Source organism: Streptomyces sp. NPDC028289 (assembly GCF_055565975.1).
Map to the genome: position 1 here is coordinate 338,260 of NZ_JBVHTI010000003.1, position 23,836 is coordinate 362,095.

22 protein-coding genes are annotated in these 23,836 nt (G+C 71.3%); 15 read left to right on the plus strand and 7 right to left on the minus strand.

The window, feature by feature from the left end; all coding sequences use genetic code 11:
- Positions 1-21 precede the first annotated feature (21 nt).
- From manB to ACZ4UV_RS15780, 5 genes are all read right to left on the minus strand, one after another.
- Positions 22-1,119 (minus strand): mannose-1-phosphate guanylyltransferase, encoded by a 1,098-nt coding sequence (gene manB, locus ACZ4UV_RS15760; protein ID WP_451020094.1) that lies wholly within the window; start codon positions 1,117-1,119, stop codon positions 22-24.
- 15 nt (positions 1,120-1,134) lie between these two features.
- A complete protein-coding gene (locus ACZ4UV_RS15765) occupies positions 1,135-2,361 on the minus strand; it encodes a glycoside hydrolase family 113 (RefSeq protein ID WP_467838380.1) in 1,227 nt (408 codons plus the stop codon).
- 21 nt (positions 2,362-2,382) lie between these two features.
- Entirely contained in the window at positions 2,383-3,834 is a 1,452-nt protein-coding gene (locus tag ACZ4UV_RS15770) for a glycosyltransferase family 2 protein (protein ID WP_451020096.1), read from the minus strand.
- Positions 3,835-4,094: 260 nt separating this feature from the next.
- On the minus strand, positions 4,095-5,486 hold the full coding sequence (locus tag ACZ4UV_RS15775) for a glycosyl hydrolase (RefSeq protein ID WP_467838383.1): 1,392 nt from the start codon (positions 5,484-5,486) through the stop codon (positions 4,095-4,097).
- Between the two features lie 442 nt (positions 5,487-5,928).
- Entirely contained in the window at positions 5,929-6,807 is an 879-nt protein-coding gene (locus ACZ4UV_RS15780; protein ID WP_451020098.1) for a hypothetical protein, read from the minus strand.
- 392 nt (positions 6,808-7,199) lie between these two features.
- On the opposite strand from ACZ4UV_RS15780, the gene rplM reads away from it, so the two are divergent.
- The 4 genes from rplM (at position 7,200) to ACZ4UV_RS15800 (ending at position 10,364) form a co-directional block, all read left to right on the plus strand.
- Complete coding sequence (gene rplM, locus ACZ4UV_RS15785) at positions 7,200-7,643, plus strand: 50S ribosomal protein L13 (protein ID WP_351714121.1); 444 nt, start codon at positions 7,200-7,202, stop codon at positions 7,641-7,643.
- A gap of 42 nt (positions 7,644-7,685) precedes the next feature.
- Positions 7,686-8,198 carry a 30S ribosomal protein S9 gene (gene rpsI, locus ACZ4UV_RS15790; protein ID WP_351502659.1) on the plus strand — a complete coding sequence of 171 codons (513 nt, stop codon included), beginning with the start codon at positions 7,686-7,688 and terminating at the stop codon, positions 8,196-8,198.
- A gap of 180 nt (positions 8,199-8,378) precedes the next feature.
- The gene (gene glmM / locus ACZ4UV_RS15795; protein WP_451020099.1) at positions 8,379-9,737 is read left to right on the plus strand and encodes a phosphoglucosamine mutase; all 1,359 of its coding nucleotides are present in this window, start codon (positions 8,379-8,381) and stop codon (positions 9,735-9,737) included.
- A gap of 99 nt (positions 9,738-9,836) precedes the next feature.
- On the plus strand, positions 9,837-10,364 hold the full coding sequence (locus ACZ4UV_RS15800) for a hypothetical protein (RefSeq protein WP_451020100.1): 528 nt from the start codon (positions 9,837-9,839) through the stop codon (positions 10,362-10,364).
- An 88-nt stretch (positions 10,365-10,452) separates the two neighbouring features.
- On the opposite strand, the gene coaA is transcribed toward ACZ4UV_RS15800, so the two are convergent.
- Positions 10,453-11,421: a type I pantothenate kinase gene (gene coaA / locus ACZ4UV_RS15805; protein ID WP_467838389.1), complete on the minus strand. Its 969-nt coding sequence runs from the start codon at positions 11,419-11,421 to the stop codon at positions 10,453-10,455.
- A 220-nt stretch (positions 11,422-11,641) separates the two neighbouring features.
- Here coaA and glmS point away from each other — a divergent pair, with 220 nt between their 5' ends.
- The 7 genes from glmS (at position 11,642) to tsaE (ending at position 19,702) form a co-directional block, all read left to right on the plus strand.
- Entirely contained in the window at positions 11,642-13,489 is a 1,848-nt protein-coding gene (gene glmS, locus ACZ4UV_RS15810; RefSeq protein ID WP_451020102.1) for a glutamine--fructose-6-phosphate transaminase (isomerizing), read from the plus strand.
- Positions 13,490-13,516: 27 nt separating this feature from the next.
- Entirely contained in the window at positions 13,517-13,888 is a 372-nt protein-coding gene (locus ACZ4UV_RS15815; RefSeq protein ID WP_390044018.1) for a holo-ACP synthase, read from the plus strand.
- A gap of 55 nt (positions 13,889-13,943) precedes the next feature.
- Positions 13,944-15,398 carry an NAD(P)H-hydrate dehydratase gene (locus ACZ4UV_RS15820; protein WP_451020103.1) on the plus strand — a complete coding sequence of 485 codons (1,455 nt, stop codon included), beginning with the start codon at positions 13,944-13,946 and terminating at the stop codon, positions 15,396-15,398.
- A 211-nt stretch (positions 15,399-15,609) separates the two neighbouring features.
- The gene (locus tag ACZ4UV_RS15825; protein WP_467838393.1) at positions 15,610-16,533 is read left to right on the plus strand and encodes a L,D-transpeptidase; all 924 of its coding nucleotides are present in this window, start codon (positions 15,610-15,612) and stop codon (positions 16,531-16,533) included.
- Positions 16,534-16,625: 92 nt separating this feature from the next.
- Entirely contained in the window at positions 16,626-17,831 is a 1,206-nt protein-coding gene (alr, locus tag ACZ4UV_RS15830) for an alanine racemase (RefSeq protein WP_467838396.1), read from the plus strand.
- Between the two features lie 130 nt (positions 17,832-17,961).
- The gene (locus tag ACZ4UV_RS15835; RefSeq protein ID WP_390044025.1) at positions 17,962-19,224 is read left to right on the plus strand and encodes an alpha/beta fold hydrolase; all 1,263 of its coding nucleotides are present in this window, start codon (positions 17,962-17,964) and stop codon (positions 19,222-19,224) included.
- The gene (gene tsaE, locus ACZ4UV_RS15840) at positions 19,190-19,702 is read left to right on the plus strand and encodes a tRNA (adenosine(37)-N6)-threonylcarbamoyltransferase complex ATPase subunit type 1 TsaE (protein WP_351491242.1); all 513 of its coding nucleotides are present in this window, start codon (positions 19,190-19,192) and stop codon (positions 19,700-19,702) included. The genes ACZ4UV_RS15835 and tsaE overlap by 35 nt, the downstream gene beginning before the upstream one ends.
- Positions 19,703-20,194: 492 nt before the next feature.
- On the opposite strand, the gene ACZ4UV_RS15845 is transcribed toward tsaE, so the two are convergent.
- Positions 20,195-20,758 (minus strand): hypothetical protein, encoded by a 564-nt coding sequence (locus ACZ4UV_RS15845; protein ID WP_451020482.1) that lies wholly within the window; start codon positions 20,756-20,758, stop codon positions 20,195-20,197.
- Between the two features lie 136 nt (positions 20,759-20,894).
- Here ACZ4UV_RS15845 and tsaB point away from each other — a divergent pair, with 136 nt between their 5' ends.
- Genes tsaB through ACZ4UV_RS15865 form a run of 4 tightly spaced genes read left to right on the plus strand, consistent with a single transcriptional unit; the run spans position 20,895 to position 23,440 of the window.
- The gene (tsaB, locus tag ACZ4UV_RS15850) at positions 20,895-21,551 is read left to right on the plus strand and encodes a tRNA (adenosine(37)-N6)-threonylcarbamoyltransferase complex dimerization subunit type 1 TsaB (protein ID WP_351491246.1); all 657 of its coding nucleotides are present in this window, start codon (positions 20,895-20,897) and stop codon (positions 21,549-21,551) included.
- 17 nt (positions 21,552-21,568) lie between these two features.
- Positions 21,569-22,096, plus strand: a complete 528-nt coding sequence (rimI, locus tag ACZ4UV_RS15855; RefSeq protein WP_451020486.1) for a ribosomal protein S18-alanine N-acetyltransferase — start codon at positions 21,569-21,571, stop codon at positions 22,094-22,096.
- The gene (gene tsaD, locus ACZ4UV_RS15860) at positions 22,089-23,183 is read left to right on the plus strand and encodes a tRNA (adenosine(37)-N6)-threonylcarbamoyltransferase complex transferase subunit TsaD (RefSeq protein WP_390044032.1); all 1,095 of its coding nucleotides are present in this window, start codon (positions 22,089-22,091) and stop codon (positions 23,181-23,183) included. Before rimI ends, tsaD begins: the two co-directional genes overlap by 8 nt.
- A complete protein-coding gene (locus ACZ4UV_RS15865; RefSeq protein ID WP_451020480.1) occupies positions 23,180-23,440 on the plus strand; it encodes a hypothetical protein in 261 nt (86 codons plus the stop codon). The genes tsaD and ACZ4UV_RS15865 overlap by 4 nt, the downstream gene beginning before the upstream one ends.
- Positions 23,441-23,836 lie beyond the last annotated feature (396 nt).

Consider the following 23,836-nt stretch of genomic DNA (forward strand, 5'->3'; position numbering starts at 1 on the left):
TGTCCGGTCGGACCGGCGACTTCAGTGGGCCGTCAGGCAGGCGGCAGCCGTACCGCTGACGCGCACCCCTTGGCTGGGAATGCGGATGCCGCACGACAACCGCAGCTGGGCGGGCAGCTCGTTCTCGGCGCCGACGTGCGCGTGGCAGCCCACCACGACCTCGCGGAGAAACGATTCGTTGCCGATCGACGAGTCGTGGTCGACCACGGATTCGTGGATCCGGGCGCCCTCGGCCACGGTGACGTGCGCGCCGATGATGGAGCGGTCGACGACCACACGCGGGCCGACGACCGCGTAGGGGCCGACCGTCGAGCCGCCGGTGACACGGGCGCTCGGGTGCACGGTGGCCGTGGGATGGACCAGCGCCTCGGCCGGCGGCCCCACCAGGGGCGAGGTCGCCCTGCCGGTGACCAGGTCGGCCGACCCCTGGACGAAGGCCAGCGGGGTGCCGAGGTCGCGCCAGTAGTCGTCCGTGGTGTGGCCGAAGACCCGCCCGCCGTCCGCGACGAGCCGGGGGAAGGTCTCCTGCTCGACGCTGACCTCCCGGTCGCCGGGGATGGCGTCCAGGACGGACCGGCGGAAGACGTAGCAGCCGGCGTTGATCTGGTCGGTGACGCACTCCTCCTGGGTCTTGGGCTTCTCCAGGAAGGACAGCACCCGTCCGGACCCGTCGGTGGGCACCAGGCCGAAGGCCCGGGGATCGGCGACCCGGGTGAGGTGCAGCGTCACGTCGGCCTCGTTGGCCTCGTGGTACGCCAGGACGCCGCGCAGGTCCACGCCGGAGAGGATGTCGCCGTTGAGGACGAGCACCGGGGCGTCGGCCGGGCCGCGCAGCAGCCGTCCGGCGTTGCGGATCGCCCCACCCGTGCCCAGCGGGACCTCCTCGACGGCGTAGGAGATGTCCAGGTCCCGTGAGAAGCCCCGGAACTCCTCCTCGAAGAGGCCGGCGAGATAGGACGTGGCGAACACCAGGTGCTCGACACCGGCGTCCATCAGCTTGGCCACCTGGTGGCGGATGAAGGAGGAGCCCGCGACGCCCAGTAGCGGCTTCGGGGTGTGGTTGGTCAGTGGACGCAGGCGGGTTCCCTTGCCGCCCACCAGAATGATGGCTTCCTGCATGAATGCCTCGCTCGGTCAGCTAGCGGTGGTGGTTCCGGGACCTGCGTAGTCCGAGGTGAAGCACGTCTTGATCGCTTTCTCGGACTGAGGGCGGCCGGCGAAGTCGAGCCGGGAGGCGACCTTGTCGTCGGGCTTGGTGTTGGGGTCGTCGTCGAAGTAGATCGACCACCAGTAGACGCCGCTCATCTTCCGTTCCTGGACGACCTTGCAGACGGCGGTGTACCAGTTGGCCTGCACCTCGGGGTTGACCGCCCGCTTGGTGTAGAAGTCGCCCGGGGCGTGGTAGGCGCCGTTCATGGCGCCGATGCCGGCCTCGGCGACGGTGATCTTGGGGAGGGAACCGGTGGCCTTCCTGTTCAGCCACTTGTTCCAGCCGGCGACCAGGTCCTGCACCGAGGCGTCGTCGTCGACCTTGACCGGGAAGTAGGCGTCGATGCCGAGATGGTTCACCGGCATGGTGATGGGTCCCTCGACGTAGTTGTCCCAGTTCGCGTCGTAGGCGACCTCGCCGCTGAACACCTTCTCGGCGTCGTCCACGACGGTCTCCCAGTGCGGGTCGCCCTCCAGGGAGTTCAGCTCGGTGCCGATGACGAACGTGGCCGCCTTCTCGCTCTCGGCCGCCTTCAGGTACGGGGTGACGAACTTCTCGTACGAGGCGAACCAGGCGCTGCGGTCGGCGGGCTTGATGGAGCCGCGCCAGCCGTCCTCGGCCTTCAGGGAGTGCTCGTCCATCAGCGGCCGGATCGTGGTGCGCAGCCCGGCCTCGTGGAAGATCTCCAGGACGCGGGCGAGCCGGTCGGGGGTCGGGGTCTTGTCACCCCGGCTGACCGCCGTCGAGGCGAGCTTCCCGGTGAAGAACGGGAAGGAGACGCTGACCGAGTTGGCGTGCAGGCCGACCAGGTAGTTCGCGTGCAGCCGGGCCTGCTTCTCGATGTAGGCGAGGGAGTGCTTGGGGTTGTCCTCCCAGTAGAGCTGGGCGCCCCACTGCGGCATGCCCTTCTTCCACTCCTTGTCCACCTTGGCGACCTCGGTGGTCGGCGAGGGTGCCGCGGAGGTCCTGCCGTCGCCGCTCGTGGAGCCGGCCGGTCCGCTGTGCTCCTTGCCGTCGAGCACCAGGTGGGGCACGAACGAACCGGACGACCACTGCAGCGGGTGGTCGCCGACCACGAAGGGGGTCGCCACCACGAGGGCGATGACGGTGACGGGGAGCACGGCGAGCAAGGGCAGGCGTGCGCGCTTCATGACTGTGGGGTCTCTTCCGGGTCAGGCGGGCTTGGCGATGACGACGAACTTGTTCTCCTCGCGGCGAATGAACTTCCACAGGCCCTTGATGCCGCCGATGCCCTCGATGAGGGAGAAGAAGGGCAGCATGACGAGGACGGCCATGGGTTCCCACCACCTGCGCCTGCCGTTGAGGGAGGCGATCGCGTTGAGCCGCAGCCCTTCCCAGTACGCCCAGATCACGTAGGCGAAGCTGATCGACCAGAGGACGACCACGGACTGGGTCACGGGGGAGGTGTTCATGTCGCCGATGAACCAGGCCACGAACAGGATCGTGCCGACGTGCTGGAGCGGACCGAGGATCCAGCTCGTCACGCAGATGGTCAGGAACCAGCGGTAGCGCAGCGGCACCTTGCGGTTGAAGCAGAGGGCGACCAGGCCCCAGGCCCAGCGCTCGCGCTGCTTGATGAAGTCCTGGGTGTTGGCGGGCGAGGCGCCGTAGCAGCGGCCGTTGAACCAGTCGCTGCGCCCCGGGTAGAGGCGGCAGAAGGTCAGGGCCAGCCGGGCGTCCTCGACGATCTCCTTGGGGCCGAAGTCCCAGCCGATCTCCGCCTCGATGGAGGCACGGATGACGAGCAGCTCGCCGTGCACGCCGGCGGCCGGGGTACCGAGGCCTGTGAAGGCGCGGAACCGGGCGATGTCGTCGGCGGGACGGATCGCGTCGGCGAACCAGGTGAGCATGGACACGGCGTTCTCGCGCGGGTACGTCAGGATGCCCTGCGCCATGTGCTTGACCTCTTCGGGGGTCGCACGGCGCTGCCGGTTGATGAACTGGGCCAGGGACGCGGCGGTGTCGGGGCCGACCCCGGTGTCGTCGTCCATGTGCAGCACCCACACGTGGTCGAGGGCCTCGCCCTCCTCGATGCGCAGTTCGTGGGCGTAGTTGTTGGCGCGGGCCTTGAAGCGGGTGCCGTTCTTGGTCTGGTAGGCCTTCGGGACCGTGACCACGCGGATCAGGTGGCTGGTCGCGGCCAGCGCGTCGATGCGCTCGGCGGCCTCGCAGCCCTCCTCGGTGAGCACGTCCACGCGCATGTACGGGAACCACTCCGGCAGGTGCTCCACGTAGGAGAGGACGGAGCGCTCCAGGGCCGGGTAGGTGTCGTGGCGCCCGATCGTCGGCACCAGCACGGTCAGGAAGTCCTGCTCGACCAGGGCCGGCGGGGTCATCAGATGGGCCTTGCGGATCCGGCGGCGGATGAGCAGGAAGCCCTGGATCGACACCAGCACGCCGGGCACCGGAAGGGCCCAGCAGATGGTGATCAGCCAGGCCAGCGGCGAGTCGCTGGGGGTGTAGGACCACAGGCTGAAGAGGGTCAGGAACACCAGCGGGATCAGGAACGGGAGGATGCCCGGTTTCCAGTCAGCAGTGCGCTTGGCCAGCTTCGCGTTGTGTCGCGAATGCGGGGTTCCCCCGTCGACCACTGTCGATGCCATACGGCTACATGCTCTTCCGTGAGATCGGTGGCTGCCGGACGGCATGGCTCGGCGACGGGTGTGGTGACACGAGAAACCTCGTCTCGCCGCACACGTTGCGGGCCGTGATGTTGCCCCCGGTGCCGTCTTCGGCGTTCTGCGGCCGGCTCAGATGCCCCCCCGGGCGACCTGCGCCCCGGCCATGCAAGAAAACAAATCCTGCCACGTAAGAATCAGCCAAGAAACATCTGTGAGCAAGATGTAGTGGGAAAGTAATAATTCTATGGCTTGTGCAACGAAGCCCAGTCGAAGCCGGAGTGCTCGCCTCCGGTGCCGGTGATGACCTGCGAAGACGTGTACGTCCATTTCACGTCTTCTGGGGTGTTTTTCCCGCTCGGACCGGAGACATTGGTGTAGGTCAGGGCCTGGCCCCACACCGTCCAGAGCACCCACGGGGTGTCCGAAAGTGTGCTGTGCTGAGCGGAGCCGAGCGGAACGTAGAAGGACTCGGCCAGGATGCGGGGGCGGTCGTAGCGCTCCAGGCCCCGGTGCCAGACGTCGGTCCAGGGCCTGCCGTGGAACGGTCGCCGCGGGGTGTCGCTGTAGTCGTCCACGCCCACGACGTCGACGTACCGCCCGCCCGGGTAGTAGGCGCCGGGCTCCCGCGCGAAGGTGCCCTCCCAGGCGCTGGGGGCCCAGACGAAGAGCAGGTTGTGCAGGCCGCGGTCGTGCACCAGGTAGTCGTATGTGACATGCCACAGCTTCCGGTAGGCCGCCGGATCCTGCCCCGCCCACCAGAACCCGTGCCCCGGCCTGGCGTTCATCTCGTGGTACGGCCGTAGCAGGACCGGCACCCCGTGCTCCGCGAGGTAGCCGAGGTGGTCGGCGAGATAATCCAGGTCCAGCAGCAGGGCCCGGTGCTCGGCGGTGCCCGGGGTGACCACCCGGCCGAACCAGCCGCTGTCCCGGGCCGCCGGGGAGTTCTGGTAACGGGTCTGCTCGAAGCCCTTGACGGTGCTGCCCGGGTAGGGCTGGTGGAAGGAGAAGCCGACGATGCCCGCCGGGCCGCCCCCGTTCTGCGGCAGGTTCACCCGGGTCCCGGAGGCGCAGTCGAGGTGCGTGCCAGAGGGGTGGTAGGAACCGTCCGCCGGCCGCGGCAGCCCCGCCCACACGCCGAGCGCCAGGTCCACCGCGTCCTCGACGTACCCCCAGCACCTGCGGCAGCTCGGCCACGAGGAGCGGGAGTACGTGCGCGGCTCGCCCACCGCCCAGCCCGGCTGTCCGTACCCGGGCCCCAGGTCCACCTCCACGAACCCCGGGAACCTGCCGGTGATGTCGTGGGCCTTCTTGTAGTAGTAGCCGGGCTGCTTGGTGCCCCGGTAGTCGCCGTACGACGCGTTGTAGCGCTCGTTGTGCAGCTCGACGTGCTGGCCGATAACCGTCCGTGACGGTTCGCCGCGCCGCGCCCGGTTCTCCAGGCCGGCGAGCAGGGCGTAGACGCGGCGGGCGGCGGGCGTCGCCTCGGGATCGCGGTTCCGCAGTTCGGTGGGGACGAGCGAGGGGGGCCGCGGGGAGTCCCCGGCGTCCCGCCAAGCCCACCACACAGCCGACGGACCCAGTAGCCCGGCGGCGGCACCCGCCCCTATGAGCGCGACCCGTCTCCGCATGCGCATGACCCCCGCCCGCCCCCGTATCTCTCCCCGACCGGCCCCCGCCCTCTGGCCGAAACCATTCTGCCCCGCCCCGAGCAGGGCGCACGGGAGGGGCAGCGTCCTGTAAGGGGCGCTGGGGGTACCCGGCCGAAAGCTGGGGGAGGAACTGCGCGACCAGCCACGATGGCGGCGCCGCAGTGCACCTGGTTGAGCTGGAAGCCGGCCGCGTCGATGGCGTTCTGGATGGCCGGCTGGTCGTCGGTGGAGTCGTCGCCGAGGGCGCCGTACGCGGTGTCCCGCACGTTCAGCCGGCCCGCGGCGGCCGCCTCCGGCACCGGCGCGGGCCGGCGAGCAGTCTGCGTCTGGACGTGTCCGTCATGAGTCCCCCCAAGGGCGCGACGACCGGTGATGGCCCTGATCACCGGTCAGGTAGGGGGAGGCTCTCACGCGCCTCGCGGACGGGTCACCGGTCGGCCGCCGCCGACGCCTGGGCCTCGCCGCGGCGGTGGATCTGGCGGAAGGTGAACTCCGCCAGGTCGTCGCCGGCCTGGAAGACCTTGGTGTCCTTGGTGGTGACGTCCTTGCCGTTCAGGAAGCCGGCGGTGGTGAAGTACGCGTAGCGGCCGTACGCGTTGGTCGTCGTACGGCAGACGCCGGAGTCGCAGAAGGCCTTCACGCCGGAGCCGGCCAGGGCGGTCACGAAGCCCTTCTTGTCGGCCTCGGTCTTGGCCTTGCTCGCCTGCGCCTCGGTGTTGAACACGGCCACGCCGACCGTGACCGCGACGCCGTCCTTGGAGTAGGTGACCCGCAGCAGGCGGGTGCAGCCGTCCTTGTCGAGGACGGTCGGGAGGGTGCCCTTGGCGGCCGTGGAGCACTTCTTCGTGTCGGCCGTGGCGCCCTTCTTGTAGACCGTCCCGCCCATGGTCAGCTGGGTGCCGGGGAAGAGGGTCTCGGCGCTCAGCGGTGCCGTGTCCTTCTGCACACTGGATATGAACTCCTGCGGGTCCAGCGGTGGCGGCGCGCTGGTCGGCGCGAAGGACGGCGCCGAGCCGGCCGTGTCGCTGGGCAGCGAGCCGCTGGCCGGCAGGTTGGTGGGCGTGCCGGAGGCCTTGTTGTCGCCGTTCGCGGACACCACGGCCATCGCGACGGCGGTGCCGATCGCCAGCGTGGCGACCACGCCACCGCCTATGAACAGCACTCTGCGCCGCTTGTTCCGCGTTTCCGAGGCCTCGGCGAGCGACGCCCAGTCCGGAGTCTGGCCGGTGCCGCTGCCCCACGGCTGCTGAGACTGCGGTTTCCACGGATCCCACTGGGACTGAGGTCCCCCCTGCCCATAACTCATGGGGCGCATCTTAGACGGGGGCCGGGCGGTACCGGTGCGACTGTACGAACGGAGAACGGGGACCTTCAGGAGACCTTTGGGGGACCTTTGGGGGCAGGACGGCGCATCCTGGTACGGCCGTGCTCCCGGGATTTCCCGCCGCGGTCGGCGACGGCTCGTCCGGATGTCGGCGGGAGCTCGTTTTGACCCGTCCGGGGCCACCCTTGTACGCTTGCTCTTCGTTGTGTATTGGCTCGCTCGTTCTCACGGGAGTGGCCTCTACCTAGGTTCCCTGGAGCAGTTACCAGTGGGCGGCATACGGGCAGCGTCCCCGGCATTGTCGTCCCCAGCTGCACGATCGCTTCAGTGATGCCATGTGTCAGCACCCATCCACTGAAGAAGAAGGCTGCGAAGTGCGTACGTACAGCCCCAAGCCCGGCGATGTGACTCGCCAGTGGCATGTCATTGACGCTCAGGACGTCGTCCTGGGCCGTCTCGCCACCACCGCCGCGTCCCTTCTCCGCGGCAAGCACAAGCCGATCTACGCGCCCCACGTCGACACCGGTGACTTCGTCATCATCATCAACGCCGACAAGGTGCACCTGTCCGGCAACAAGCGGACCCAGAAGATGGCGTACCGCCACTCCGGCTACCCGGGCGGTCTGCGCTCCGTCCGCTACGACGAGCTGCTGGACAAGAACCCCGAGAAGGCCATCGAGAAGGCCGTCAAGGGCATGCTCCCCAAGAACACCCTGGGCCGTCAGATGCTCACCAAGCTGAAGGTCTACCGAGGCGAGAACCACCCGCACGCTGCGCAGCAGCCGGTTCCGTTCGAGATCACCCAGGTCGCGCAGTAATCCCGGCCACCCCCTAAGACTGAAGAGAATCTGAGGAGCATCGTGGCCGAGACCACTGCCGAGCAGCCGCTCGAAGAGCTTGACATCGACAGCTACACCACGGAGTCGGACGTCCCCGTCGAGGGCGAGTACACCTCCGAGTCCCTCGCGTCCCGCTTCGGCGAGCCGCAGCCGGCCGCCGGCCTGGGCCGTCGCAAGAACGCCATCGCCCGCGTCCGGATCGTCCCGGGCACCGGCAAGTGGAAGATCAACGGTCGCACCCTCGAGGACTACTTCCCGAACAAGGTGCACCAGCAGGAAGTCAACGAGCCCTTCAAGGTGCTCGAGCTCGAGGGCCGTTACGACGTCGTCGCCCGCATCGCCGGTGGCGGTGTCTCCGGTCAGGCCGGTGCGCTCCGTCTCGGTGTCGCCCGCGCGCTGAACGAGGCCGACGTCGACAACAACCGCGGCCCGCTCAAGAAGGCCGGCTTCCTCAAGCGCGACGACCGTGCGGTCGAGCGCAAGAAGGCCGGTCTGAAGAAGGCCCGCAAGGCCCCGCAGTACAGCAAGCGCTAATCACCAGCTGCCTGCACGTACTCCGAACGCCCCGGCGGCACGCCACATGTGCCGTCGGGGCGTTCGTTTATCCCGGTCAAGGGCGTATAACGACACAAGACGCTCAAAGGCTGGTGTGATCGCATGACTAAGCGCCTGCCATCATTTCCTGGCAGCAAAGACGCTTCTTCAGGAGGACAAGTGGGACGACTCTTCGGCACGGACGGCGTGCGCGGTGTCGCCAACGCGGACCTGACCGCCGAAATGGCGCTCGGCCTGTCCGTCGCGGCGGCGCACGTGCTGGCCGAGGCGGGTACGTTCGAGGGCCACCGGCCGACGGCGGTCGTCGGACGGGACCCGCGCGCGTCCGGGGAGTTCCTGGAGGCGGCCGTGATCGCCGGTCTGGCGAGCGCGGGCGTCGACGTCCTGAGCGTGGGCGTCCTCCCGACCCCCGCCGTGGCCTTCCTCACCGGCGCGCTCGGCGCCGACCTCGGCGTCATGCTCTCCGCCAGCCACAACGCCATGCCCGACAACGGCGTCAAGTTCTTCGCCCGCGGCGGCCACAAGCTCGCCGACGAGCTGGAGGACCGGATCGAGGCGGTCTACGACTCCCACCGGCACGGCGAGCCGTGGGAGCGGCCGACGGGTGCGGGCGTGGGCCGGGTGCGGTCGTACGGCGAGGGCTTCGAGCAGTACGTCGGCCACCTCCTGTCGGTCCTGCCCAACCGGCTCGACGGGCTGAAGATCGTCCTGGACGAGGCGCACGGCGCGGCCGCGGGGGTCTCGCCGGAGGCGTTCCGCCGGGCCGGCGCCGAGCTCGTCACCATCGGCGCGGAGCCGGACGGGCTCAACATCAACGACGGCTGCGGGTCGACCCACCTCGGCAAGCTCAAGGCCGCGGTCGTCGAGCACGGCGCGGACTTCGGCATCGCGCACGACGGGGACGCGGACCGCTGCCTCGCCGTCGACCACACCGGCGAGGAGGTCGACGGCGACCAGATCCTCGCGGTGCTCGCGCTCGCCATGCGGGAGCGCGGTGAGCTGCGCGCCGACACCGTCGTCGCCACCGTCATGTCCAACCTCGGCTTCAAGCTGGCGCTGGAGCGGGAGGGGCTGCACCTCGTGCAGACCGCGGTCGGCGACCGGTACGTGCTGGAGGAGATGAAGGAGCACGGGTACGCCCTCGGCGGCGAGCAGTCCGGCCACGTCATCATCCTCGACCACGCGACGACCGGCGACGGCACGCTGACCGGGCTGCTGCTGGCGGCGCGGGTCGCCGAGACCCGGCGGTCGCTGCGGGAGCTGGCGGGCGTGATGGAGCGGCTGCCGCAGGTGCTGATCAATGTGCCGGACGTGGACAAGTCACGGGTGAAGACGTCCGGGGACCTGGCGGCGGCGGTCGCGGAGGCGGAGCGGGAGCTGGGGGGGACGGGGCGTGTGCTGCTTCGCCCTTCGGGGACCGAGCCGTTGGTGCGGGTGATGGTCGAGGCGGCCGACATCGAGCAGGCCCGGTCGGTGGCCGGGCGGCTGGCCGACGCGGTGAAGTCGGCGCTGGGTTGAGCTGCAAGGCGTAGCAAAAAGTGCGCGACTGATCACTGGCTGTTTCTCTTGCGTCGAGGCCGCTCTGTGCGGCGCCCCTCGACGGAAGAGAGACACAGCATGAAGTTCGCGAGCACAGTCCTGAAGCGAGCGGCCGGTCCGGTTCTGGTGGCGGGTCTCGTCGTCACCTCGTCCGCCACTCCGGCCGCCGCCCAGGCGCCGGGCTCCACGGCGTTCCGTATCCTCGGCGGACTGGTCGTACTCCAGGCGCGCGCCGGAGTGAACAACCAGGTCACGGCCGACACTTCCACCGGCCGACTGGTCCTCACGGACACCACGGGCATCGCGATCGGCCCGGGCTGCACCCGGGTGAGCGCCACCAGCGCGGACTGCGGCAGCGCCGCCACGGTCAGCCGACTCGCGGTACAGCTGGGCGACGGGGACGACACCTTCAACGGCTCCAACGCTGCCGTCAGCACCACCGTCGATGCCGGTACGGGCGTCGACAAAGTGACCACCGACGGCCGCAGCGACGTCATCAGCGTGGAGGACAACGCCGGTGGTGACACGGTGGACTGCGGCGCCGGCGCCGACACGGTGTTCGCCGACCCCGGCGACACCGTCGTGAACTGCGAGAGGCGGCTCTAGGGGCCGCCGGAAGCCGCCGGGCTTCGCCGTACGTGCACGCTGCCCGGCCCGGAGCAACTTCCGGGCCGGGCAGCGGCACTTGGGCGCCCTACAGCTTGCGGAGCCGCAGCCGCTGCACCTTGTGGTCCGGTCCCTTGCGGACGACCAGGGTGGCGCGGCCGCGGGTCGGGGCGATGTTCTCCACCAGGTTGGGCTTGTTGATGGTCCGCCACAGGCCGCGGGCGTAGTCGACCGCCTCCTCCTCGGACACCTGGGTGTACTTCCTGAAGTGCGAGTCCGGGTTCTGGAAGGCGGTCTGACGGAGCTTCCTGAAGCGGTTGAGGTACCAGCGCTCGATGTCCTCCGCGTTCGCGTCGACGTACACGCTGAAGTCGAAGTAGTCGGCCAGGCCGACGCGGGTACGGCCGTCCTGGCCGGGGAGAGCGGGCTGCAGGACGTTGAGGCCCTCGACGATGAGGATGTCGGGGCGGCGGACCGTGAGCTTCCGGTCCGGGACGATGTCGTAGATGAGGTGGGAGTAGACGGGGGCGGTGACCTCGTCCTTGCCGGCCTTGATGTCGGCGACGAAGCGGGTCAGGGCCCGGCGGTCGTACGACTCGGGGAAGCCCTTGCGCGACATCAGGCCGCGCGCTTCGAGCTCCTTGGTCGGGAGCAGGAAGCCGTCCGTCGTCACCAGCTCGACGCGCGGGTGCTCGGGCCAGCGGGACAGCAGCGCCTGGAGCAGACGGGAGACGGTCGACTTGCCGCAGGCCACGGAGCCGGCGACGCCTATCACGAACGGGGTTCCGGACTGGGAGCCCTGCTCGCCGAGGAAGGTGTTCAGGGCGCCTCTGAGGCCGTCCGTGGCCCCGACGTAGAGGTTGAGCAGCCGCGACAGCGGGAGATAGACGTCCCGCACCTCGTCGAGGTCGATGACATCGCCGAGACCGCGCAGCTTCTCGACCTCCTCGGCGGTGAGCGGCAGCGGCGTCTTGTCGCGCAGCGCGCTCCACTCGGCACGGGTGAGGTCGACGTAGGGAGTCGCCTCCGGCTTGTGCCGGTGGGCGCTCCGGGGCATCGGGGAGACCGGAGAGATCACATTCCATTGTTAACGGAGTTTGAACGGCGCGGGGGGTGGGGTCGGTCACGTGGGGGTTCTGATCATGCGCAGTCGGCGCAGGCGAGGTGGACGCCGCAGACCCGGCACCGGAAGAGGCGGGCGGTGATGGGTCGATAATTTCCGATTTCGGGCACGCTGAGCCGTGTTCGGGCCGGGGGCGGCGCTTAGGCTGCCGGTCATGTGCGGAATCGTGGGATACGTGGGGGCGCAGTCTGCGCTCGATGTGGTGGTCGCCGGGCTCAAGCGGCTGGAGTACCGGGGGTACGACTCGGCGGGGGTCGCCGTGCTCGCGGACGGTGGGCTGGCGTCGGCGAAGCGGGCCGGGAAGCTGGTCAACCTGGAGAAGGAGCTGACGGAGCGGCCGCTGCCGGCCGGTGCCACCGGTATCGGGCACACCCGCTGGGCCACGCACGGCGGGCCGACGGACGCCAACGCGCATCCGCACCTCGACAACGCGGGCCGGGTCGCCGTCGTCCACAACGGGATCATCGAGAACTTCGCCGCGCTGCGGGGGGAGTTGGCCGAGCGCGGGCACGACCTCGCGTCCGAGACGGACACCGAGGTGGTCGCGCATCTGCTCGCCGAGGAGTTCTCCGCCACCGCCGACCTCGCCGAGGCGATGCGGCTGGTGTGCCGGCGGCTGGAGGGCGCGTTCACGCTGGTCGCGGTGCACGCCGACGAGCCGGACGTGGTCGTGGGCGCGCGCCGGAACTCCCCGCTCGTGGTGGGCGTCGGAGAGGGCGAGGCGTTTCTCGCCTCGGACGTCGCCGCGTTCATCGCCCACACGCGGTCGGCGATCGAGCTGGGCCAGGACCAGGTGGTGGAGCTGCGTCGGGACGGCGTGACGGTGACGGGCTTCGACGGCGCCCCGGCGGACGTCCGCTCGTACCACGTCGACTGGGACGCGTCGGCGGCGGAGAAGGGCGGGTACGACTACTTCATGCTCAAGGAGATCGCCGAGCAGCCCAAGGCGGTCGCCGACACCCTCCTGGGCCGCATCGACGCGAACGGCTCGCTGACGCTGGACGAGGTCCGGATCGGCGCCGCCGAGCTCCGGGAGGTCGACAAGGTCGTCATCGTCGCCTGCGGTACGGCCTTCCACGCCGGCCTGATCGCCAAGTACGCCATCGAGCACTGGACGCGCATCCCGTGCGAGGTGGAGCTGGCGAGCGAGTTCCGGTACCGGGACCCGATCCTGGACTCGCGCAGTCTCGTCATCGCCATCTCCCAGTCCGGCGAGACCATGGACACGCTGATGGCCCTCAGGCACGCCCGCGAGCAGGGCTCGAAGGTCCTCGCGATCTGCAACACCAACGGCTCGACGATCCCGCGCGAGTCGGACGCGGTGCTGTACACCCACGCCGGACCGGAGGTCGCGGTCGCCTCGACCAAGGCGTTCCTCACCCAGCTGGTGGCCTGCTACCTGGTGGCGCTGTACCTCGGCCAGGTGCGGGGCACCAAGTGGGGCGACGAGATCAGCGCGGTGATCCGGGACCTCTCGCACATCTCCGGCGAGGTCGAGCGGGTCCTGGAGACCATGGAGCCGGTACGGGCGCTGGCACGGTCGCTGGCGGACAAGAAGACCGTGCTGTTCCTCGGCCGGCACGTCGGCTACCCGGTCGCCCTCGAAGGCGCCCTGAAGCTCAAGGAGTTGGCGTACATGCACGCCGAGGGCTTCGCGGCGGGCGAGCTGAAGCACGGGCCGATCGCGCTGATCGAGGCGGACCTGCCGGTGGTGGTCGTGGTCCCGTCCCCGCGTGGTCGCTCGGTGCTCCACGACAAGATCGTGTCCAACATCCAGGAGATCCGGGCCCGCGGCGCCCGCACCATCGTGATCGCGGAGGACGGCGACGAAGCGGTCGTACCGTACGCCGACCACCTGATCCGGATCCCCGTCACCCCCACCCTCCTGCAGCCGCTGGTCGCCACGGTCCCGCTCCAGGTCTTCGCCTGCGAACTGGCCACCGCCCGGGGCAACGAGGTGGACCAGCCGAGGAATCTCGCCAAGTCGGTCACCGTGGAGTGAGCGTGGCGTGACCTTAGGGTGCTGACCATGAGCATCATCGGGGTAGGCATCGACGTCGCCGAGATCGACCGGTTCCGGGAGTCGCTGGAGCGGACTCCCGGGCTGGCCGGGCGGCTTTTCGTGGAGCGGGAGTTGTATCTGGCGAGCGGGGAGCGGCGCGGTGTCGCCTCGCTCGCGGTGCGGTTCGCGGCCAAGGAGGCGTTGGCCAAGGCTCTCGGCGCGCCGCCGGGGCTGCTCTGGACGGACGCGGAGGTGGTCGTCGAGGACAACGGCCGGCCGCGACTGCAGGTGAAGGGGAGCGTGGCCGCCTGCGCGGCGGAACTCGGGGTGCGGTCGTGGCATGTGTCGCTCAGTCACGACGCCGGGGTGGCGTCGGCGGTGGTGATCGCCGAGGGGTGACACGGGCGGGGCGGGGCGGATGCGCGTCCCGCGGGTTCCGGGGGAGACTCGGGGCATGCGGACTGCTTACAGCGTGGAGACGGTACGGGCGGCCGAGCGGGAGCTGATGGCGCGGCTGCCGGAAGGGGCGCTGATGCAGCGGGCCGCCGCCGGGCTGGCCGCCGCCTGCGCCCAGTTGCTCGGACGGGTGTACGGCAGCCGGGTGGTCCTGCTCGTCGGCAGCGGGGACAACGGCGGGGACGCGCTGTACGCCGGGGTACGGCTGGCGCGCAGAGGGGCGGGGGTCGCGGCCGTACTGCTCGCGCCGGAGCGTACGCACGAGGGCGGCCTGGCGGCGCTGCGCCGGGCCGGCGGGACCGTCGTACGGGACGGCGGCGCCGAGGAGTTGCTCCTGCGGGCCGATCTCGTCGTCGACGGGATCGTGGGGATCGGCGGGAAGGGCGGGCTGCGGCCCGAGGCGGCCGCGCTGGTGGCGGTCGTGGAGCGGTCCCGGGCCGCCGTCGTCGCCGTGGACCTGCCGAGCGGCGTGGAGGCGGACAGCGGTGAGGTGCGCGGGGCGGCCGTACGCGCGGACCTGACCGTGACCTTCGGGACCCACAAGCCGGGGCTGCTGATCGATCCGGCGCGGGAGTACGCCGGTTCGGTACGGCTGGTCGACATCGGGCTCGAACTGCCCGAGGAGGCCGAGCTGGAGGCGTTGCAGGACGTGGACGTGGCGCGGCTGCTGCCGGTGCCGTCGGCGGAGAGCGACAAGTACCGGCGGGGAGTGGTGGGCATCGTGGCCGGCTCGGCGCGCTATCCGGGGGCGGCCGTGCTGGCTGTCGCCGGGGCGCTGCGGGGCGGGGCCGGGGCCGTACGGTACGTCGGTCCGGCCAAGGACGAGGTGCTGGCCCGCTTTCCCGAGACGCTGGTGTCGGACGGGGGACCGCGCAAGGCCGGGCGGGTCCAGGCGTGGGTGGCCGGACCGGGGGTCGGGGACGACGCCGACGCCGTCGCCGAGGTGCTGGAGGCGGACGTGCCGGTGCTGGTCGACGCGGACGGGCTGCGGCTCGCCGACCGGGACACGGTGCGCGGCCGTACGGCGCCGACCCTGATGACGCCGCACGCCGGGGAGGCGGCGGCCCTGCTGGGGGTACGGCGGGAGGAGGTCGAGGACGGTCGGCTCGCGGCGGTGCGGGAGCTGGCGGCGGCGTATCGGGCGACGGTGCTGCTGAAGGGGTCGACGACGTTGGTGGCGGCGGCCGGGGGAGGGGTCGCCACCGTCCGGGTGAACGCGACGGGGACGCCCTGGCTCGCCACCGCCGGGAGCGGGGATGTGCTGTCGGGGCTGGCGGGGTCGTTGCTGGCGGCGGGGCTGGACGGGCGGGACGCGGGGAGTGTGGCGGCGTATCTGCACGGGCTCGCGGGGCGGTTCGCGGCGGAGGGGGCGCCGACGGTGGCTCACGCCGTCGCCGACGAGTTGCCGTCGGCCTGGCGGGGCGTCTTCCCACCCGCCCACCCGACTCGCTAGGCCGAGCCCGCACCGTCACGGGGCTCCGCCCCGGGCCCCGGCCCGACGCCCGACGGTCGGGTGCGGGCGGGTAGGGGCTGGTCGCGCAGTTCCTCCCCCAGCCTTCGGCCGGGGGTACCCCCAGCGCCCCTTACGGGGCGCCCTGCATCCCCCGGGTGACCTCCCCGCGCGGCTTCCCGGAATCCCGGATGCTGCGGGGTTGTCTGATCGCATGATTAGTGGACGAATTGTGTGTCAGCGGGGCGGTCTTGCGCGGGGTGCCGCAGGAACCCTCGTCGCTGCCGTGGCCGTTCTCTCGCTGGGTGCCGGGACCGGGGTCGCGGACGGTGGGGTTCCCGGACCGGGCGCCGCCGTCCCCGAGTCGGAGCTGGTACCGGGGGTCGCGCCGGGGCCCGCGCAGCCCTGGCAGATCGACACCCCCGACCAGATGCTGGCGCCGAAGGTGTACACGCCCAGCGCCAAGGAGGACGCCGTCGAGCCGAAGGCGGCGGCGCCGGGGACGTACGACCTCATCGAGTACGTGCCGCTCAGCGACGCCGTCTCCAAGGTGAGCTGCTCCAAGCTCACCGGGCCGTATCAGAAGCAGATCGAGCAGTGGCTGAAGCTGAAGGCGGACGGGAAGCAGTCCGCCGCCGACTGCAAGGCCATCCAGAAGTTCCAGAAGACGTACAAGATCAAGCCGGCGATCGGGTTCGCCGGGCCCGTGACCTGGTACCAGATGATGCTCCTGTCGGCGAAGAAGAACCCGAACGCCGCCAGGAACTGCCCCGTGAAGTCGTACCGGGTCGCCTGCGTCGACCTCAACCGGCAGGTCACCTGGGTGCAGAAGGGCAGCAAGGTGGTCTACGGGCCGGTGCAGATGCGCAGCGGGCGGAAGGGGTACGCGACCCGGGCCGGGTGGCACACCGTCTACTGGCGGCACAAGAACCACTGGTCGACCCTGTACAACTCGCCGATGCCGTACGCCCAGTTCTTCGACGGCGGACAGGCCTTCCACGCCGTCTACGGCTCCATCTACACCACCGTCGGCTCCTGGGGCTGCGTGAACCTCAAGCTGGGCGACGCGAAGAAGCTGTGGGGCGTGCTGAAGAAGGGCGACAAGGTGTACGTGTGGGGGCACCGGACCGGTACTTGAGTCCGTGATCGGCGGGTACCCGAGGACGGCCGGTGCTCAACCAGGGGCTGTGCCGGAGGGCTGTCGGAGGCCTCTGAGACACTGGGGGCGCGATGAGTGATACACCGACTGCGCAGACCGCACCGACCGCGCCCCTGCGCGCCCGCGCCGAGATCGACCTGGCCGCCCTGCGGGCCAATGCGCGGACCCTGCGTGCCCTCGCGCCGGGCGCGGCCCTGATGGCCGTCGTGAAGTCCGACGCGTACGGCCACGGGGCCCTGCGGTGTGCCCGCGCGGCCGTCGAGGCGGGCGCGGGCTGGCTGGGCACGGCCACCCCGGAGGAGGCCCTGGCGCTGCGCGCGGACCCGGGGCTGCCCGCGGACGTGCGGATCATGTGCTGGCTGTGGACCCCGGGCGGGCCCTGGCGGGAGGCCGTCGAGGCCGACCTCGACGTGTCCGTGAGCGACATGTGGGCCCTGCGGGAGGTGACCGAGGCGGCCCGGGCGGCAGGCCGGCCGGCCCGCGTGCAGCTCAAGGCCGACACCGGACTCGGGCGCAACGGCTGCCAGCCCGCCGACTGGCCCGAGCTGGTCCGCGAGGCGCTGCGCGCCGAGGCGGCGGGGCTGGTCCGGATCACCGGGCTGTGGTCGCACTTCGCCTGCGCCGACGAGCCCGGCCATCCCTCCATCGCCGCCCAGCTCACCCTCTTCCGCGAGCTGCTCGGGTACGCCGAGGAACAGGGCGTGCGCCCCGAGGTGCGGCACATCGCCAACTCGCCGGCCACCCTCACCCTGCCCGAGACCCACTTCGACCTCGTCCGCACGGGCATCGCGCTCTACGGCCTCTCGCCCAGCCCCGAGCTGGGCAGCGCGGCCGACTTCGGCCTGCGCCCCGTGATGACGCTGTCCGCCTCCCTCGCCCTGGTCAAGCACGTACCGGGCGGGCACGGGGTCAGCTACGGGCACCACTACGTCACGCCCGGCGAGACCACCCTCGGACTCGTCCCCGTCGGCTACGCGGACGGCATCCCGCGGCACGCCTCCGGCGCCGGGCCCGTCCTGGTCGGCGGCAAGTGGCGGACGGCCGCCGGGCGCATCGCCATGGACCAGTTCGTCGTGGACCTCGGCGGCGACGAGCCGGAAGCCGGCGCGGAGGCCGTGCTCTTCGGTCCGGGCGACCGGGGCGAGCCCACCGCCGAGGACTGGGCCCAGGCCGCGGGCACGATCGCATACGAAATCGTCACCCGCATCGGAACCCGGGTTCCCCGCGTCTATGTGAACGGGGAACCGACTGGGCAAGAACCAGGGGACGGCGCCTGACCTTCGGGGTTCGGCGGCGGCACGACCCGGTTACACCTGTATCAACAGCAACATCAGCAACAGGCATCGCGTCAGCATCACCCGTGTTCACCTGAGCAGCGAACTGCAGTACGGCGAAGAGGAGCGGTACGTGAGCGAGAGCAGTGCGGAGGCCGTAGCGGAAGCCGCCGCGGCGGCCGTCGTCGCCTCGGCCACGGGGGCGGCCTCCGGCAGCTGGCGCAAGGTGACGGGCGTCGCCGGAGCCGCCATAGGAGTGCTCGCCGCCGGTGCCGCGGCCGGCGTCGCCGTGGAGCGGATGACCGTCGGCCGCGGGATGCGCCGCAAGGCCCGGCTGGCACTGGACTCGGCAGGCCCGTACGGCACCCTGCGCGGCACCCCCGGCAAGGCGTACGCCGACGACGGCACCGAGCTGTACTACGAGGTCGACGAGGTGGAACCCGACCCCGGCCCCGCCGTCTCGCCGCGCCGCCGCCGGCTCTTCGGCCGCAAGGCGCCCGCGCCCGTCACCGTCGTCTTCAGCCACGGCTACTGCCTCAACCAGGACTCCTGGCACTTCCAGCGGGCGGCCCTGCGCGGGGTCGTGCGCACCGTGCACTGGGACCAGCGCAGCCACGGCCGCTCCGGACGGGGCGTCGCCCAGCACGAGGACGGGGTGGAGCTCACCATCGACCAGCTGGGCCGGGACCTGAAGGCCGTCCTGGACGCGGCCGCGCCGCAGGGGCCGATCGTGCTGGTCGGGCACTCCATGGGCGGCATGACGGTGATGGCGCTGGCGGCGCAGTATCCCGACCTGATCCGGGAGCGGGTGGTCGCCACCGCCTTCGTCGGTACCTCGTCCGGGCGGCTCGGCGAGGTCAACTTCGGGCTGCCGGTCGCCGGGGTCAACGTGGTGCGCCGGGTGCTGCCCGGGGTGCTGAAGGCGCTGGGCACGCAGGCCGCGCTGGTGGAGAAGGGGCGGCGGGTCACCGCCGACCTCTTCGCCGGGATCATCAAGCGGTACTCGTTCGCGTCCAAGGACGTCGACCCGGCGGTGGAGCGGTTCGCGGAGCGGATGATCGAGTCGACGCCGATCGACGTCGTCGCCGAGTTCTATCCGGCCTTCACCGACCACGACAAGACCGCCGCGCTCGCCTACTTCCAGAACCTGCCGGTGCTGGTGCTGGCCGGGGTGCAGGACCTCGTCACGCCCAGCGAGCACAGCGAGGTCATCGCCGACCTGCTGCCCGACGCCGAGCTGGTGCTCGTCGCGGACGCCGGGCACCTGGTCATGCTGGAGCACCCGGAAGTGGTCACCGACCGCCTCGCCGACCTGCTCACCCGCGCGGGTGCCGTGCCGGCAGGGGCTACGGTAAGTGGCTATGGAAGCACCAGCAGCACGGCACAGCCAGGCTGAGACCGAGTTGATCGTCACCTCCCCCGAGCAGATGGGGGAGCTGGGCCGCCGACTGGCGAAGTTGCTGCGCGCCGGTGACCTCGTGATGCTCAGCGGGGAGCTCGGCGCCGGCAAGACGACGTTGACGCGCGGGCTCGGGGAAGGGCTCGGTGTGCGCGGGGCCGTCACGTCGCCGACGTTCGTCATCGCCCGCGTGCATCCCTCCCTGGGAGGCGGGCCGCCGCTCGTCCATGTGGACGCCTATCGCCTGGGCGGCGGGCTCGACGAGATGGAGGACCTGGACCTCGACGTCTCGCTGCCCGAGTCCGTGGTCGTCGTGGAGTGGGGCGAGGGCAAGGTCGAGGAGCTGACCGACGACCGGCTCATGGTCCGGATCCACCGGGCGGTCGGCGACACCGCCGACGAGGTGCGGCACGTGACCCTGGCGGGGCTGGGGGAGCGGTGGGACGGGGTGGATCTCGGGGTGCTGTCCGCCTGAGCACCGTGTGAACGTTCCGACAAGGCGTCGGCAAGATATTGCGCCGGACGTATCGGGCGTGGTCACATGGTACCCAGTCCGTAGTTAGGTCTACCTAACTACGTCCGCCCCCGCACCTCAGGAGGCGCCAGTGTCCGTGTCCCAGTCCGAGGAGCGGCGACCGGCCGTGGTCGCCGTGGCCCCCGGTGTCTCCATGCGCGAGCTGCTGGCGGCCTGTGTGGCGGCCGACGCGGTGTCCCGGCCGCCGAGAGCGCCGGAGCTGCCTGCGAAGCCGATTTCGGCAGCGCCCCGAAGGGGCGCGGGGAACTGCGCGATCAGCCACGACGGCGCGGCAGCCGGCGGATCGCAGTACTTGCCGCGGAGCGCTTAGGCGGGTTCGGCCGGTAGGTCCGTGCGGGCCGGTGGGGGCTGGTCGCGCCCACGCGGCGGAGCCGCACATCAGATACGGCCCCGCGCCCCCGGGCGGCGGCTGCGCCGCCGATCAGGGGTGCGTCAGCGGATCACGATCACCTTCACCCCGATCGTCGCGAAGTTCCACATCGCGTTGCCGTCCTGGCGGGTCTCGCGGATGCCACCCGTCTTCACCGTCGGGTCGGGGGGTGCGGCGGCGCGCTGGGCGGTGACGGCGCTGAAGCCGATCGCCGAGCCGTCCTTCGTGGTGGTGAAGCGGACCACGTGTTCGATGGGGAGGCCGTCCGTGCCCGTGACGGCCTTCGAGCGGGACGTCACCCAGTACGCGCCGAGCGGCGGGTCGACGGTGCCGGGGCTCACCTTGAAGGTGCGCTCGACGCGGCCCCGCTCGCTGACGAGCCAGACCCGGTCGTCGTCCACCGAGTACACCACCCGTTCACCCGTCCCGGAGGTGTTCGGCAGCGCGGTGGGGTGACGGCGGTCCCGGGGCGCCTTGGCGCCCGGCGCTCCGGGCGCGGGGCTCGCCGACGACCGGCTGCCGAGACCGGGCGGGACGGTGGCCGAGGCCTGGTAGGCGAGGAATCCGACCGCCCCGACGGCCGCAGCGGTGAGGCCGGCCACGACTCCCGAGCTGGTCCCTGCCACGTGCGCCACCTCTGCCTGCCGTAGAGCCTCACGGGGAGTCTCGCCGTATATGTCGTACTTCGTGCAGACCGTAGCAGTCAGTGACCGTCCGACCGGGCCGGGCGTGCTCGCGGCGCCGGAGCCGTAGGCTGTTCGCGTGCTCTTGCTCGCTCTGGATACCGCCACCCCCGCCGTCACCGTCGCCCTGCACGACGGTACGGCCGTCATCGCCTCGTCGAGCCAGGTGGACGCGCGCCGGCACGGCGAGCTGCTGCTGCCGGCCGTCGACCGCGTCCTCGCCGAGGCCGGGGTATCGCTGGACGCCGTCACCGAGATCGTCACCGGCATCGGTCCCGGCCCCTACACCGGCCTGCGGGTCGGTCTGATGACCGCGGACACCTTCGGGCTCGCGCTCGGCGTGCCCGTCCACGGCCTGTGCACGCTCGACGGGCTCGCCTACGCGGCCGACATCGAGAAGGGCCCGTTCGTCGTCGCGACCGACGCCCGCCGCAAGGAGGTCTACTGGGCGGTGTACGAGGACTCGCGCACCCGGCGCACGGACCCCGCCGTCGACCGGCCCGCCGACATCGCCGAGAAGGTGGCCGGGCTGCCCGCCGTCGGCGCCGGGGCGCTGCTCTACCCCGACACCTTCCCGGTCGTCCACGAGCCCGAGCACGTCTCCGCCGCGGCCCTCGCGTCGCTGGCCGTCGCGAAGCTGGCCGCGGGCGAGGAACTGCCCGCGCCCCGGCCGCTGTACCTGCGCCGGCCGGACGCCCAGGTGCCCAAGAACTACAAGGTGGTCACCCCGAAGTGACCGCACAGCTGCGCGAGATGCGCTGGTGGGACATCGACCCGGTCCTGGAGCTGGAGAAGGACCTGTTCCCCGAGGACGCCTGGTCGCGGGGGATGTTCTGGTCCGAGCTCGCACACGCGAGGGGACCCGGGGCGACCCGCCGGTACCTGGTGGCCCTGGAGGGCGACCGGATCGTCGGGTACGGAGGGCTCGCCGCCCAGGGCGCCGCCGCCGACGACAGCGGCTCCGCCCCGGTCGGCGACATCCAGACCATCGCCGTACGCCGTGACCAGTGGGGCACCGGGCTCGGCGCGGAGCTGCTCACCGAGCTGCTGCGGGCCGCGACCGCCTTCGAGTGCGCCGAGGTCATGCTGGAGTGCCGGGTCGACAACATCCGCGCCCAGAAGCTCTACGAGCGGTTCGGCTTCGAGCCCATCGGGTTCAGACGCGGCTACTACCAGCCGGGGAACGTGGACGCCCTGGTGATGCGCCTGACGACCGGGCAGCCCGGCAGTGGCTCCGCCACCGGGCCCACCTCCGAACAAGGAACCGAGATCAATGGCTGACGAACCCCTGGTTCTGGGGATCGAGACCTCCTGCGACGAGACCGGCGTCGGCATCGTCCGGGGCACCACCCTGCTCGCCGACGCCGTCGCCTCGTCCGTCGACGAGCACGCCCGCTTCGGCGGAGTGGTGCCCGAGGTGGCGTCCCGGGCCCACCTGGAGGCGATGGTCCCGACCATCGAGCGTGCGCTGAAGGACGCGGGCGTGAGCGCGAAGGACCTCGACGGCATCGCGGTCACGGCGGGCCCCGGCCTGGCCGGCGCGCTGCTGGTCGGCGTCTCGGCGGCGAAGGCGTACGCGTACGCGCTCGGCAAGCCGCTCTACGGCGTGAACCACCTCGCCTCCCACATCTGCGTCGACCAGCTCGAACACGGCCCGCTCCCGGAGCCGACGATGGCCCTCCTGGTCTCCGGCGGCCACTCCTCCCTCCTCCTCTCCTCGGACATCACCTCCGACGTACGGCCGCTCGGCGCCACCATCGACGACGCGGCCGGCGAGGCCTTCGACAAGATCGCGCGCGTCCTGAACCTGGGCTTCCCGGGCGGCCCGGTCATCGACCGGTACGCGAAGGAGGGGGACCCGCAGGCCATCGCCTTCCCGCGCGGGCTCACCGGGCCCCGCGACCCCGCCTACGACTTCTCCTTCTCCGGGCTCAAGACGGCGGTGGCCCGCTGGATCGAGGCCAAGCGGGCGGCGGGCGAGGAGGTCCCGGTCCGCGACGTGTCCGCCTCCTTCCAGGAGGCGGTCGTCGACGTCCTGACCCGCAAGGCCGTCCGGGCCTGCCGTGACGAGGGCGTCGACCACCTGATGATCGGCGGCGGGGTCGCCGCCAACTCCCGGCTCCGCGCCCTCGCGGCGGAGCGCTGCGAGGCGGCCGGCATCCGGCTCCGGGTGCCGCGCATGAAGTTGTGCACGGACAACGGTGCGATGGTGGCCGCGCTCGGCGCGGAGATGGTCGCACGCAACCGGACCCCGTCCGGCTGGGACCTCTCGGCGGACAGCTCCCTGCCGGTGACGGACCCGCACGTCCCCGGCAGCCACCACCACGACCACGTGCACGAGGTCAGCAAGGAGAACCTCTACTCTTGACGGTCGCCTCGATGTGGGAGGCGCGGGCGGCGGAGGGCCGGGGCGCCGAACTCCTCGCGTGGGCGCGGAAGCAGGTGCTCGCGCGGGAGCCGGCGCGCCGGGAGACCTTCCGCGCGCCGCAGGACCGGGTGCTCGTGATCACGTGGTGGGAGTCGTCGTACGACGACCCGGACCTCCCCGAACTCCCGGACCCGCCCGGCGACCTGGTGACCCGGCCGGTCCACCGCTGGCGCTTCGAGGCCGTCGGCGAGGGCTAGGGCCGGGTTTGGAGTCGGCGCCGGGTATGGGTCGGTTCCGGTGGACGGCGCTGAAGAGTCGCCGTGGGGGGCGCCCGCTTCTCGGCCAGTGTCGTGCTTCCGCGGATCGAGTCAAGGGCGCTGCGCGTCGCCTTCGGCGATGGGCCTGCGGCCCACCCTTGACACGCCCCGCTCCAGCACGGCGAAGAAGCGAGCGGGCGGCCCGGAAAGACGGGTGGCCCACCCTCGTCCTTCCTGGAGCACGTTGCCCACTGACCGGCGTAAGGAACGCGACCGCCCCGCGTGGGCACGCCGGGTGGCCTTGGCGGCGAGCGTGGGTGGGTGGATCGCCGGCGAGAGGCGCCCCGGATCGTCACTAGGGCGGAGAGTGGAGGATCTGTGTCAGGTGGCCTTCGG

What these genes read in the sequence shown, in the direction of transcription:
- manB (WP_451020094.1), bottom strand. Translation starts at nt 1,119, where the DNA reads ATGCAGGAAGCCATCATTCTGGTGGGCGGCAAGGGAACCCGCCTGCGT.
- ACZ4UV_RS15765 (WP_467838380.1), bottom strand. Translation starts at nt 2,361, where the DNA reads ATGAAGCGCGCACGCCTGCCCTTGCTCGCCGTGCTCCCCGTCACCGTC.
- ACZ4UV_RS15770 (WP_451020096.1), bottom strand. Translation starts at nt 3,834, where the DNA reads ATGGCATCGACAGTGGTCGACGGGGGAACCCCGCATTCGCGACACAAC.
- ACZ4UV_RS15775 (WP_467838383.1), bottom strand. Translation starts at nt 5,486, where the DNA reads ATGCGCATGCGGAGACGGGTCGCGCTCATAGGGGCGGGTGCCGCCGCC.
- ACZ4UV_RS15780 (WP_451020098.1), bottom strand. Translation starts at nt 6,807, where the DNA reads ATGAGTTATGGGCAGGGGGGACCTCAGTCCCAGTGGGATCCGTGGAAA.
- ACZ4UV_RS15800 (WP_451020100.1), top strand. Translation starts at nt 9,837, where the DNA reads ATGAAGTTCGCGAGCACAGTCCTGAAGCGAGCGGCCGGTCCGGTTCTG.
- coaA (WP_467838389.1), bottom strand. Translation starts at nt 11,421, where the DNA reads ATGCCCCGGAGCGCCCACCGGCACAAGCCGGAGGCGACTCCCTACGTC.
- glmS (WP_451020102.1), top strand. Translation starts at nt 11,642, where the DNA reads ATGTGCGGAATCGTGGGATACGTGGGGGCGCAGTCTGCGCTCGATGTG.
- ACZ4UV_RS15815 (WP_390044018.1), top strand. Translation starts at nt 13,517, where the DNA reads ATGAGCATCATCGGGGTAGGCATCGACGTCGCCGAGATCGACCGGTTC.
- ACZ4UV_RS15820 (WP_451020103.1), top strand. Translation starts at nt 13,944, where the DNA reads ATGCGGACTGCTTACAGCGTGGAGACGGTACGGGCGGCCGAGCGGGAG.
- ACZ4UV_RS15825 (WP_467838393.1), top strand. Translation starts at nt 15,610, where the DNA reads ATGATTAGTGGACGAATTGTGTGTCAGCGGGGCGGTCTTGCGCGGGGT.
- alr (WP_467838396.1), top strand. Translation starts at nt 16,626, where the DNA reads ATGAGTGATACACCGACTGCGCAGACCGCACCGACCGCGCCCCTGCGC.
- tsaE (WP_351491242.1), top strand. Translation starts at nt 19,190, where the DNA reads ATGGAAGCACCAGCAGCACGGCACAGCCAGGCTGAGACCGAGTTGATC.
- rimI (WP_451020486.1), top strand. Translation starts at nt 21,569, where the DNA reads ATGCGCTGGTGGGACATCGACCCGGTCCTGGAGCTGGAGAAGGACCTG.
- tsaD (WP_390044032.1), top strand. Translation starts at nt 22,089, where the DNA reads ATGGCTGACGAACCCCTGGTTCTGGGGATCGAGACCTCCTGCGACGAG.